This is a genomic window from Pseudomonas sp. PL-6 (assembly GCF_054110165.1).
This window is the reverse complement of sequence record NZ_CM134189.1, coordinates 3,833,161-3,845,059: the sequence shown is the minus strand read 5'-3', so window position 1 is coordinate 3,845,059 and position 11,899 is coordinate 3,833,161. Positions and strand designations below refer to the sequence as shown.

Annotated in this window: 11 protein-coding genes and 1 pseudogene; 11 read left to right on the top strand and 1 reads right to left on the bottom strand. The window is 67.5% G+C overall.

Features of this window, described 5'->3' with window-relative positions; genetic code table 11:
* Positions 1–43 precede the first annotated feature (43 nt).
* Complete coding sequence (locus tag ACW9UL_RS16475) at positions 44–352, top strand: putative quinol monooxygenase (RefSeq protein WP_457787676.1); 309 nt, start codon at positions 44–46, stop codon at positions 350–352.
* Positions 353–406: 54 nt separating this feature from the next.
* Here ACW9UL_RS16475 and ACW9UL_RS16470 read toward each other — a convergent pair.
* Positions 407–970, bottom strand: a pseudogene (locus tag ACW9UL_RS16470) (LLM class oxidoreductase); the annotation flags it as partial.
* 212 nt (positions 971–1,182) lie between these two features.
* Here ACW9UL_RS16470 and ACW9UL_RS16465 point away from each other — a divergent pair.
* From ACW9UL_RS16465 to ACW9UL_RS16420, 10 genes are all read left to right on the top strand, one after another.
* A complete protein-coding gene (locus tag ACW9UL_RS16465; protein WP_021442373.1) occupies positions 1,183–1,692 on the top strand; it encodes a ProQ/FinO family protein in 510 nt (169 codons plus the stop codon).
* A gap of 107 nt (positions 1,693–1,799) precedes the next feature.
* Positions 1,800–2,912, top strand: coding sequence for a sugar diacid recognition domain-containing protein (locus ACW9UL_RS16460; RefSeq protein WP_122108681.1), 1,113 nt, complete (start codon positions 1,800–1,802; stop codon positions 2,910–2,912).
* A 209-nt stretch (positions 2,913–3,121) separates the two neighbouring features.
* On the top strand, positions 3,122–4,489 hold the full coding sequence (locus ACW9UL_RS16455) for a GntP family permease (RefSeq protein ID WP_457787675.1): 1,368 nt from the start codon (positions 3,122–3,124) through the stop codon (positions 4,487–4,489).
* 55 nt (positions 4,490–4,544) lie between these two features.
* Positions 4,545–5,672: a glycerate kinase gene (locus tag ACW9UL_RS16450; RefSeq protein ID WP_457787674.1), complete on the top strand. Its 1,128-nt coding sequence runs from the start codon at positions 4,545–4,547 to the stop codon at positions 5,670–5,672.
* A gap of 96 nt (positions 5,673–5,768) precedes the next feature.
* The gene (locus ACW9UL_RS16445; RefSeq protein ID WP_122108679.1) at positions 5,769–6,230 is read left to right on the top strand and encodes an outer membrane lipoprotein; all 462 of its coding nucleotides are present in this window, start codon (positions 5,769–5,771) and stop codon (positions 6,228–6,230) included.
* Positions 6,231–6,517: 287 nt separating this feature from the next.
* On the top strand, positions 6,518–9,310 hold the full coding sequence (locus ACW9UL_RS16440; RefSeq protein ID WP_021442611.1) for a monovalent cation/H+ antiporter subunit A: 2,793 nt from the start codon (positions 6,518–6,520) through the stop codon (positions 9,308–9,310).
* 1 nt (position 9,311) lies between these two features.
* Complete coding sequence (locus ACW9UL_RS16435; protein ID WP_021442610.1) at positions 9,312–9,641, top strand: Na+/H+ antiporter subunit C; 330 nt, start codon at positions 9,312–9,314, stop codon at positions 9,639–9,641.
* The gene (locus tag ACW9UL_RS16430; RefSeq protein WP_021442609.1) at positions 9,638–11,143 is read left to right on the top strand and encodes a monovalent cation/H+ antiporter subunit D; all 1,506 of its coding nucleotides are present in this window, start codon (positions 9,638–9,640) and stop codon (positions 11,141–11,143) included. Before ACW9UL_RS16435 ends, ACW9UL_RS16430 begins: the two co-directional genes overlap by 4 nt.
* On the top strand, positions 11,140–11,643 hold the full coding sequence (locus ACW9UL_RS16425) for a Na+/H+ antiporter subunit E (protein WP_021442608.1): 504 nt from the start codon (positions 11,140–11,142) through the stop codon (positions 11,641–11,643). The genes ACW9UL_RS16430 and ACW9UL_RS16425 overlap by 4 nt, the downstream gene beginning before the upstream one ends.
* Positions 11,628–11,897, top strand: a complete 270-nt coding sequence (locus ACW9UL_RS16420; protein ID WP_021442607.1) for a K+/H+ antiporter subunit F — start codon at positions 11,628–11,630, stop codon at positions 11,895–11,897. Before ACW9UL_RS16425 ends, ACW9UL_RS16420 begins: the two co-directional genes overlap by 16 nt.
* Positions 11,898–11,899: the final 2 nt, after the last annotated feature.

Here is an 11,899-nt window from a genome sequence, read left to right as displayed (position 1 = left end):
CCCGTTGAACCGCCCGCGGCGTTTTTATGTTGGAGAGTTGACGATGAATACGTCCAGTAACGTGTTGGTATCAATTGCCGTGCTCAAGGCCAAGGCAGGCAAAGAACTGGCGTTGAAACAAGAATTGCTGGCGCTGATAGAGCCGACCCGCGCAGAGCCGGGCAATCTCGATTATGTGTTGTTCGAGCAGCGTGACGAGCAGGGCACGTTCTACATGCGCGAGGCCTTCAGGGATCAGGCGGCGCTGGATGCGCATGTTTCGATGCCTTACTTTCAGCGCTTTGCCGCCAAGGCAGATGAGCTGCTGAAAGAGCCGTTGCAACTGATATTCCTTGAGCAGGTATCGGCCTGATCATTCAACCTGTTGAACCCCATCACCTGGGCCGGCGTGAAAGCGGCCGGCGCATCAATTCGCGCGAGGATGCGGCTGTACACCGAATTCCGGAATGAGGTGAGTACCCAGTTCCTCAATGACTTGCGCGGCAGGGCGCGTTCCGTACTTGAGGTTCAGAATAACGTGGTCCACCCCCATCTCCTCAAGCGACTCCAACAAAAAACGGAGGTGGTAGCGTCCGAGTCTGAACCCCAAATGAATGCGCGTGGGCTGCGTGGACGGGTTCTCATCGAGGTCGATGTAAAGCGACTGAGTGAAGGGTTTATAAGCGGAGCCGCACTGCTTTACGACCTCCTGCCGCCAATCTTCCACGATCAGTCGCTGCATGTTCGGCATACGTGGATAGTTGATCCATCCGGTGCTTTCGCGCGCAATCCAATCCAGCGACTGGCGACTATTCCCGGTCACGAGCATTGGAATGAATTGGGTTGTGGGTTTCGGAACAAGGTCTGCGCCCCGCAGTTCACCATCGCTCCATTGGATGGGTTCAAAGCGGGTGCTGTGGGCTCGGCGAATCACCTCGTAGTGCTCTCGAAAGATTTCTCCGTGCCTTTCGGGATCGACATCAAAAGCCGATTCCACAAAGAATCCCAATGATCAGCTGAATCCCCCTCCTGGTTTCGTAGCACATCCGAGTGTCCGCTCCTGGCCGAAAACCGCCCTCCATAAGTCTCTGCGGCCTGTCCATCACCTACCGCCGGGCACGCCAGCCGCCAATAAGGCTGTAAGAAACGAGCACATAAGATACCTTTGCGCCACGAACCAACCAGGACAATGCGAACCGAACGATGGGTTTTGAACAATTAGCTGAGCTACGTGACCGCCTGCGGGCTGAAAAAGAGCAGATAAAGACCGCAAGCGCGAAGCCGCAAAAGCGCAAGGCGCCGCAGAAAGCCAAGCCACGCGAGCAGGATCCTACCGTCGAGGCGATCTGGAGGTTGCAGAAGCACTTCCCCTTGGCTTTCCCGGTCAATCCGGCACCCAAGGTGCCGCTGAAAGAGGGCATTCTCAAGGATGCCGAGCAGCATCTGCAGTTGCTCGGCATCACCGGTGAGCAGCTCAAGCTGGGTATTGCCGCCTGGTGCCGGGGCGGTCGCTACTGGGCTGCCATGACGGAAAATGCGCCGCGTCTGGATCTGCAAGGCCAGCCTGCTGGCGTGGTGACGGCGGCGCAGGCGCTGCATGCCAGGCAGCAGGCCAGGCGGCAACGTGCCGAAGCACGGCGCAATCAGGCCAAGGCGAAAGCGCCAGCGGACGACAAGGCCGTCGAGAGCGTTGCGCAGCCAAGCGCGGAGTAAGCCCTCTGGCAGCCTGATGGCGTTTCGACTCACTTGCGTCTGGATGGCCGCATCGTGAGGGCCGCTGATCGGCCTACAATGGCGGCCTTCCCCGCGAGGCCGCCCGCATGCTCGAACTCGACTCCACCCTGGCGCAGCACATAGTCGACCGCGCCATGGCCATCCTGCCGCACAACATCAACGTGATGGATGCCCAGGGCATGATCATCGGCAGCGGCGATCCCAGTCGCCTGCACACCCGTCACGAAGGCGCGCAGCTGGTGCTGGCCAACCGCCGCGTGGTGGAGATCGACGCCCAGGCCGCCGCCTGCCTGCGTGGCGTCAAACCCGGGGTCAATCTGCCGCTGCTGCATGGCGAACGGCTGATCGGCGTGCTCGGCATCACCGGCGACCCTGAGCTCGTGCGGCCCTACGCCGAGCTGGTGCGCATGGCCGCCGAGATGCTGGTCGAGCACCGTGTGTTGCAGGCCGAGCGCCACTGGCAGCGCCACCAGCAGGAGGCCTGGCTGCGCCAGTTGCTCGATCCGCAGCAGAGCCTGGCCAGCCTCGAGGTCGAGGCCGAGCGCCTGGCGCTGCAGCTCGCCTGGCCGCGGCAGATGTGCCTGCTGCGGTTGAGCGAGGAGGGCGACCCGCTGCCGCGTCAGGCGCGCCTGCTCGCCGCCCTGGGCGGCAAGGGCGAGCACCTGGTGGCGCCGCTGGGGCGGCGCGAACTGCTCTGGTGCCGGCCCCATAGCGCCAGCCGTGACGACCGCGCCTGGCTGGTCCAGGCCGACGAGCGCGAGTGGGGCGTGCAATCGCTGGCGCTCAGCGATCCGCTGCAGGACCTGGCGGCCCTGCGCCAGGCCAGCCTGGCGCTGCGCGACCTGCAGGCCTACGGTCAGGCGCGCTTTCCCGAGAGGCGTCTGCTGCGCCTGGACGAACTGCGCCTGCCGACTCTGCTCTACGCCCAGCGCCACAGCTGGCTGCTGCAGGGCTGGCTGGCGCCGCTGCGCCGGGTGCTGGCGCAGGACGCCCAGGGCACGCTGCGCGCCACCCTGGAGGCCTGGTGCGCCCACGACGGCCAGGTGCAGACCTGCGCCCAGGCCCTGGGCATTCACCGCAACACCCTGCGCTATCGCCTGGAGCGCATCGGCGAGCTCAGCGGCCTGGACCTCAACCGCTTCGACCAGCGCCTGCAACTGTCGCTCGGCCTCGGGCTGCTGGAGCCGGGCGAGGGCTGAAAGCGCCGTGCCGGTGTCGCTGCTAGGCTGCTGGGCGAGGTAGTCAGGGAACCGCTCTTGTGCGCCTGCACAGGTCGGGGTGTTTGCTGGTCGGGCTTTTGGTGCTTGCGCACAGGGTCTGGGCGGGGCGGGCTGAGCCACAATGGCGCGCCTGTCGGCATTCCCGTCCGGGCCTCGCGCCCGCCATAACAACAATGAGGAGACTGGTCATGGGCCTGGTCCTGATCCTGGTGGCACTGATCTCGTTCATCGTGCTGTCCACCACCCGTTTGAAACTGCATCCATTTCTCGCCCTGCTGGCAGCCGCGCTGATCGCCGGTTTCGCCTATCAGGTGCCCGCCGGCGAAATTCTCAAGACCATCGCCGCCGGCTTCGGCGGCATTCTCGGCTACATCGGCATCGTCATCGTGCTCGGCACCGTCATCGGGGTGATCCTCGAGCGCAGCGGCGCGGCCATCACCATGGCCGAGACGGTGATCCGCCTGCTCGGTCAGCGCTTTCCCACCCTGACCCTGTCGATCATCGGCTACCTGGTGTCGATCCCGGTGTTCTGCGACTCCGGCTACGTCATCCTCAACTCGCTGAAGAACGCCCTGGCAGCGCGCATGAAGGTCTCCGTGGTGGCCATGAGCGTGGCCCTGGCCACCGGTCTGTACGCCACCCACACCTTCGTCCCGCCGACCCCGGGGCCGATCGCTGCGGCCGGCAACCTGGGCCTGGAGGCCTCGCTCGGCCTGGTGATCCTGGTCGGCCTGCTGGTCGCCGCGGTCACCGCCTGCGCCGGCATGCTCTGGGCCAACCGCTACCTCAAGCAGGACGACCATCAGCTGTTGGAGGAAGCGCCCAGCGAACTGCTCGCCGACGACGTCGACTTCGAGGCGCTCAAGGCCCGCTACGGCAAGCTGCCCAGCGCCTGGCAGGCGTTCTCGCCGATCTTCGTGCCGATCGCGCTGATCTGCCTCGGCTCGCTCGCCGCCTTCCCCAGCAAGCCGCTCGGCGAGGGTGTGCTGTTCGACCTGCTGAGCTTCCTCGGCCAGCCGGTGGCGGCGTTGCTGGTAGGCCTGGCGCTGGCCTGCACCCTGCTCAAGGGCGAGGACAAGCGTCAGCAGTTCCACGACCAGGTGGCCGACGGCCTCAAGGCCGCCGCGCCGATCCTCCTGATCACTGGTGCCGGCGGCGCCTTCGGCGCCATGCTCAAGGCCACCGCGCTGACCGGCTACCTGGGCGACAGCCTGTCGGCCCTGGGCATTGGCCTGTTCATGCCGTTCCTGGTGGCGGCGGCGCTGAAGACCGCGCAGGGCTCGTCCACCGTGGCGCTGGTCACCACCTCGGCGATGGTCGCGCCGCTGCTGGCCAACCTCGGCCTGGACAGCGAGATGGGCCGGGTGCTGACCGTGATGGCCATCGGCGCCGGCGCCATGACCGTGTCCCACGCCAACGACAGCTTCTTCTGGGTGGTGACCCAGTTCAGCCGCATGAAGGTGGCCACCGCCTACCGTGCGCAGACCCTGGCCACCCTGATCCAGGGGCTGGCCGGCATGCTCACCGTCTGGCTGCTGAGCCTGGTTCTGCTGTAATCCGCTCTATCGGCGGACGGCCGGCGGCCGTCCGCCTCCGTCGAGGTTAGCCATCATGAAAATCGTCATCGCCCCGGACTCCTTCAAGGAGAGCCTCAGCGCACCCGAAGTGGCCGTCGCCATCGCCCGCGGCTGGCAGCAGGTGTTCCCCGATGCCGAATGCCTGTTGCGGCCGATGGCCGACGGCGGCGAGGGCACGGTGGACGCGCTGCTCGCCGCGGTCGGCGGCGAGCGCCGCGAGTGCCGGGTACGCGGGCCCATGGGCGCGCCGGTGGCGGCGCACTGGGGCTGGCTCGGGCAGGGCACCGCGGTGATCGAAATGGCCGCCGCCAGCGGCCTGCACTGGGTGCCGCGCGAGCAGCGCGATGCGCGCCTGGCCAGCAGCTTCGGCACCGGCGAGCTGATTCTGCAGGCGCTGGACGCCGGCGCCACGCGGATCATCCTCGGCCTCGGCGGCAGCGCCACCAACGACGGCGGCGCCGGCCTGCTGCAGGCCCTCGGCGTACGCTTTCTCGACGTCGCCGGACGCGAGCTGGCGCCCGGCGGCGCGGCCCTGGCGGCGCTCGATCAGCTCGACCTGAGCGGCCTGGACGCGCGCCTGCTGAAGGCGCAGGTCGAGGTCGCTGCCGACGTCGACAACCCACTGTGCGGACCGCGCGGCGCCTCGGCGGTGTTCGGCCCGCAGAAGGGCGCGACGTCGGCACAGGTCGCCGAGCTGGATGCCGCGCTGGGGCGTTACGCGCGCATCGTCGCCGCCACCCTGGGCGAGGATCATGCGCAGTTCCCCGGCGTCGGCGCGGCCGGCGGCCTCGGCTTCGCCGCCCGCGCCTTGCTCAAGGCCAGCTTCCGCCCCGGCATCGAACTGGTCGCCGAGCTGTCCGGGCTGGCCGAGGCGGTGGCCGGCGCCGACCTGGTGATCACCGGCGAAGGGCGGATGGACGCGCAAACCCTGCACGGCAAGACGCCGGTGGGCGTGGCGCGAGTGGCACGCGCCGCCGGGGTGCCGGTGATCGCCCTGGCCGGCAGCCTCGGCGAGGGCTACCAGGCGCTGTACCAGGCCGGTATCGAGGCGGCCTTCAGCCTCGCCCCGGGGCCGATCTCGCTGGAGCAGGCCATGCATGGCGCCGCCGTGGAACTCGAGGCGCGGGCGGTGGACATCGCCAGGCTGTGGCGTCTTAGCTGAACTGCGTCTGTCCGAATCGGCTATTGTTGAGTCACGGCCGTGACAGCTGCGTGGACGCGGCGTCTAATGGATTGAGAAACTTCTGGAGGAACTGCTATGCGTAAACCCACTCTGCTCATTACCTCGCTTGCCGCGTTGCTGGCCCTCGGCGGGTGTGCGTCCAGCCTGACCGGCGACACCTACAGCCGCGACGAGGCCCGGACCGTGCAGACGGTGCGCATGGGCACCATCGAGTCGCTGCGTCCGGTGAAGATCGAAGGCACCAAGACGCCGATCGGCGCCGGCGCCGGTGCGGTGATCGGCGGTATCGGCGGCAGCACGGTCGGCGGCGGCCGCGGCAGTGCGGTGGCGGCGGTGATCGGGGCGGTGGCCGGCGGCCTGCTCGGCGCCGCGGCCGAGGAGGGCATCACCCGCACTCAGGGGGTGGAGATCACCGTGCGCGAAGACGACGGCACCCTGCGCGCCTATGTGCAGGAGGTCGAGCCGAACCAGATCTTCCGCGTCGGCGAGCGCGTGCGCATCATGACCGTCAACGGCACCAGCCGCGTCACTCACTGAGGTGCAGTGTACGAGCCGGAGCAGCCCCAGGTTGCTCCGGCTTTTTTGTGGCCCGTACGGGCCGCTGCCACGAGGCTGGGCGATTGGCGCGCCGCGCGTGTGTTTAGTAATAATTCAATGCATGACGATGTGTCGATAGGTATGGATAATCGGCGCTTATTCGTGTCACGACAATGACTTAGCTCGACCGCTCGGTCAGGAATCGAATACCGTCAGGGGAGTTGCGACTCCAATTCACGCCGCCGGGTTCTGCAAGCCCGGCGGGCTTGCATAAGGGGTTTTTGCCGATGGCGCTTGCGCTGATTGTCGCCTTGCCATTTCTGGGACTGTTTCTGCCGGTGCTGGCTGACCGCCTGGGGCGTTCCGCCTGTGCCGTGGCCGCCGCCCTGGCGCCGCTGCTCGCCCTGGTGCTGCTGTTCAGTCAGCAGCCGGCGGTGTTCGCCGGCGAGGTGCTGCGGGTCAAGCTGGAGTGGCTGCCGCAACTGGGGCTGAACCTCAGCCTGCGCCTGGATGGCCTGGGCTTTCTGTTCGCCCTGCTGATCCTTGGCATCGGCCTGCTGGTGATCCTCTACGCCCGCTATTACCTGGCCAAGAGCGAGCCGATGGGGCGCTTCTTCGCCTTCCTGCTGCTGTTCATGGGCGCCATGCTCGGCGTGGTGCTGTCGGAAAACCTGCTGCTGATGCTGGTGTTCTGGGAGCTGACCAGCCTGTCGTCGTTCCTCCTCATCGGTTTCTGGGGTTCGCGCTCGGAGGCGCGCAAGGGCGCACGCATGGCCCTGGCGATCACCGGCGGCGGCGGTCTGGCGCTGCTCGCCGGCATCCTGCTGATCGGCCATATCGTCGGCAGTTTCGAGCTGTCGCAGGTGCTCGCCGCCGGCTATGCGATCCGCGCCCACGAGCTGTACCCGCTGGCGCTGGTGCTGGTGCTGCTCGGCGTGTTCACCAAGTCGGCGCAGTTCCCCTTCCATTTCTGGCTGCCGCATGCGATGGCGGCGCCGACCCCGGTGTCGGCCTACCTGCACTCGGCGACCATGGTCAAGGCCGGGGTGTTCCTCCTGGCGCGCCTGTATCCGGCGCTGGCCGGCTCCGAGTGGTGGTTCTACCTGGTCAGCCTGACCGGCCTGGCGACCCTGCTGGTGGGTGCCGGCATGGCGCTGTTCCAGCACGACCTCAAGGGCCTGCTGGCCTACTCGACCATCAGCCACCTGGGCCTGATCACCCTGCTGTTCGGCCTCGACTCGCACCTGGCGGCGGTCGCCGCGGTGTTCCACATCATCAACCACGCCACCTTCAAGGCCTCGCTGTTCATGGCCGCGGGGATCATCGACCACGAGACCGGCAGCCGCGACATGCGGCGCATCAACGGCCTGTGGAAGTACATGCCGCATACCGCGGTGCTGGCGATGGTGGCGGCCTCGGCGATGGCCGGGGTGCCCTTGCTCAACGGCTTCCTGAGCAAGGAGATGTTCTTCACCGAGACCCTCCACCAGCACCTGCTGGGCAGCTTCAGCTGGGTGATCCCGGCAGCGGCGACCCTCGCCGGGGTGTTCTCGGTGGCCTATTCGCTGCGTTTCATCCACGACGTGTTCTTCAACGGCGAGCCGATCAACCTGCCCAAGTACCCGCCGCACGAGCCGCCGCGCTACATGAAGGTGCCGGTGGAGATTCTGGTGTTCCTCTGCCTGCTGGTGGGCATGCTGCCGGCCTACACCGTGGCGCCGCTGCTGGCCACGGCGGCCTCGGCCACCCTTGGCGGCACGCTACCGGAGTACAGCCTGGCGATCTGGCACGGGGTCAACCTGCCGTTGATCATGAGCCTGATCGCCACGGTCGGCGGCATCCTCATCTACACCCTGCGTCAGCCGCTGTTCCGCTGGTACGCCGGGATGCCCAGCGTCGACGCCAAGCTGATGTTCGAGCGCGTGGTGGTCAGCCTGTTCGGCGCCGCCACGGCGCTGACCCAGTGGCTGGAGAACGGTTCGCTGCAGCGCTACCTGGCCTGCCTGCTCGGCGCCGGCGTGCTGGTGGTGGTGCTCGGCCTCGGCCCGCTGCCGCAGCTGAACGGTTCGGTGGCGCTGAGCCCGGTGGACGGCATCACCGCGCTCGGCCTGGGTATCCTCTCCCTGGCCGCGCTGGTCACGGTGATCTTCCACCGCCAGCGCCTGGTCTCGCTGCTGATGCTCAGCGTGGTCGGCCTGATGGTGGCGCTGGCCTTCGCCCGCTACTCGGCGCCGGACCTGGCGCTGACCCAGCTGTCGGTGGAGGTGGTGACCATCATCCTGCTGATGCTGGCGCTGTTCTTCCTGCCGGCGCAGACCCGCGTCGAGTCCAGCAGCCTGCGCGCGTTGCGCGACTTCAGTCTGGCCATCGGCAGCGGGGTGATGATCGCCATGCTCGCCTTTGCCGTGCTCACCCGTCCCTACGACAGCATCGCCAGCTACTTCCTGGCGAACAGCGTGCCCGGCGGCGGCGGTACCAATGTGGTCAACGTCATCCTGGTGGACTTCCGCGGCTTCGACACCCTCGGCGAGATCAGCGTGCTGGCCATCGCCGGCGTCGGCATCTACGCCATGCTCGACGGCCTGCGCCTGTTCCAGCCCAATGCCGACGCCCAGGGGCGCAGCTGGGCGCGCGACCGCCACCCGCTGATCCTCGCCACCCTGTCGAGGGTGCTGCTGCCGATGGCGCTGCTGATTTCGGTGTTCATCTTCCTGCGCGGCCACAACCTGCCCGGCGGCGGCTTCATCGCCGGTCTGGTCACCGCCGTGGCGCTGATCCTGCAGTACGTCGCCAGCGGCGTGCAGTGGACCCAGTCGCGCCTGCCGCTGAACTACCACCGCATGGCCGGCGCCGGGGTGCTGATCGCCGCCGCCACCGGCCTCGGCAGCTGGCTGTTCGGCCGGCCGTTCCTGACCTCGGCCTTCGGCCATTTCCACATTCCCTTGGTGGGGGAGATCGAACTGGCCACCGCCATGCTGTTCGACCTGGGCGTGTACCTGACCGTGGTCGGGGCGACCCTGCTCATCCTCGCCAACCTGGGCAAGCTGACCCAGGAAAAGCCCGGACAGGAGGTACTCTGAAATGGAAGCACTGTTTGCCGTAGCGCTCGGCATTCTCACCGCCAGCGGCGTCTACCTGCTGCTGCGCGCCCGCACCTTTCCGGTGGTGATGGGCCTGACCCTGATTTCCTATGCGGTCAACCTGTTCCTCTTCGCCATGGGCCGCCTGCAGGGCGGCGCCTCCACGGTGATCGGCCAGGGCAGCCACTACGCCGACCCGCTGCCGCAGGCGCTGGTGCTCACCGCCATCGTCATCGGCTTCGCCATGACCGCCTTCGTCGTGGTCCTGGCGCTGCGTAGCGTCGGCGAGCTGAGCACCGACCATGTCGATGGCCGGGAGCCTCATCGATGAACCATGCGTTGATCCTGCCCGTTCTGCTGCCGCTGTTCGTCGGCAGCCTGCTGCTGTTCGCCGCGCGCCTGAGCATGCCGCTCAAGCGCCTGGCCTCGGTGAGCGCCACCGCCTTGCTGGTGCCGGTCAGCCTGTACCTGCTGCTGCAGGCCGACCAGGGCGCCATCCAGTTCTACGCCCTGGGCAACTGGCAGCCGCCGTTCGGCATCATCCTCGTGCTCGACCGCCTCAGCGCGCTGATGCTGCTGGTCACCGCGGTGCTGGCGCTGTTCGCCGTGCTCTACGCCATGCGCGGCGACGACGAGCGCGGGCGCAACTTCCACGCGCTGTTCCAGTTCCAGCTGCTGGGCATCAACGGCGCCTTCCTCACCGGCGACCTGTTCAACCTGTTCGTGTTCTTCGAGATCCTGCTGATCGCCTCCTACTCGCTGCTGCTGCACGGCGGCGGCAAGGACCGGGTACGCGCCGGCCTGCACTACGTGGTGCTCAACCTGGTCGGCTCGGCCTTCTTCCTGATCGCCGTCGGCGTGCTCTACGGCATCACCGGCACCCTCAATATGGTCGACATGGCCGAGCGGGTGGCGGCGGCCGACCACGACCAGGCGGCGCTGATCGGCGCCGCCGGCATGCTGCTGCTGGTGGTGTTCGGCCTCAAGGCGGCCTTCCTGCCGCTGTATTTCTGGCTGCCGAAGGCCTACGCCGCGGCCACGGCGCCGGTGGCGGCGCTGTTCGCGATCATGACCAAGGTCGGCCTGTATTCGATCCTGCGGGTGTACACCCTGATCTTCGGGGATAACGCCGGCGAACTGGCCGACATGGCGCTGCAGTGGCTGTGGCCGCTGGCCCTGCTGACCCTGGGCCTGGGGGTGATCGGCGCCTTCGCCGCCACCAGCCTGCAGGGGCTGCTGGCCTACCTGGTGGTGGTGTCGGTGGGCACCCTGCTGGCCGGCATCGCCCTGGGCACCGCGGAGGCGCTGCAGGCCGCGCTGTTCTACCTGATCCACAGCACCTGGATGGCCGGCGCGCTGTTTTTGATCGCCGACCTGATCGCCCGCCAGCGCGGCGTCAAGGGCGGCCAGCTGGTGCAGGGCGCGGCACTGCAGAACCCGCATCTGCTCGGCGCGCTGTTCTTCGTCGGCGCCATCGCCGTGGCCGGTCTGCCGCCGCTGTCCGGTTTCCTCGGCAAGCTGCTGCTGCTGCAGGCGGTCGGCCCCGGCTGGCAGGGGCTGTTCCTCTGGCCGCTGGTGCTGATCGGCGGCCTGGTCACCCTGGTCAGCCTCAGCCGCGCCGGCAGCACGCTGTTCTGGCGCGTTGGCCTGAGCCAGCTGGACAGTGCCGAACTGGACAAGGGCCGTCTGCTGGCCGCCACCGGCCTGCTGCTGACCGGGCCGCTGCTGGTGGCGCTGGCGCAGCCGGTGCTGACGTACCTCGCCGCCACGGTGGCGCAACTGCACGACCTGGAGAGCTACCGCATGATCCTGCAGAGCGGAGGTGCGTCATGAAGGCGCGCCGCTGGTTGCCCCACCCCCTGCTGAGCCTGTGCCTGCTGTTCGTCTGGTTGCTGCTGGTCAACGATTTCGGCCTCGGCCACTGGCTGCTCGGCGCCTTCCTAGGCTGGCTGATCCCGCTGGTCACCCAGGTGTTCTGGATCAACCCGCCGCGGGTGCGCAAGCCGCTCAAGCTGAGCCTGTTCCTGCTGCGCGTGCTGCTCGACATCGTGGTCGCCAACCTGCAGGTGGCCAAGCTGATCCTCGGCCCGATCAGCCGCCTGCGTCCGGCCTTCGTCGAGGTGCCGCTGCAGCTGAGCGACGAGCTGGCGCTGACCATGCTCGCCAGCATCGTCTCGCTGACCCCCGGCACGGTGTCGGCCGACCTCAGCGACGACAAGCGCATGCTGCTGGTGCACAGCCTCGATGTCGACGACGAACAAGAGCTGGTGCGCAGCATCCAGACCCGTTACGAAGCGCCGCTGCTGGAGGTGTTCGCATGCTCGCCTACGTGATCCCGATCTGCCTGACCATCATGGGCCTGGCCCTGGTGCTGACCCTGGCGCGCCTGATCAAGGGGCCGGACATGCCGGACCGCATCCTCGCCCTGGACACCCTGTACATCAACGCCATCGCCCTGATCGTGCTGTTCGGCATCTGGCTCGGTTCCGACCTCTATTTCGAGGCGGCGCTGCTGATCGCGGTGATGGGCTTTATCGGCACCGTGGCAGTGGCCAAGTACCTGCTGCGCGGCGATATCATCGAATAACG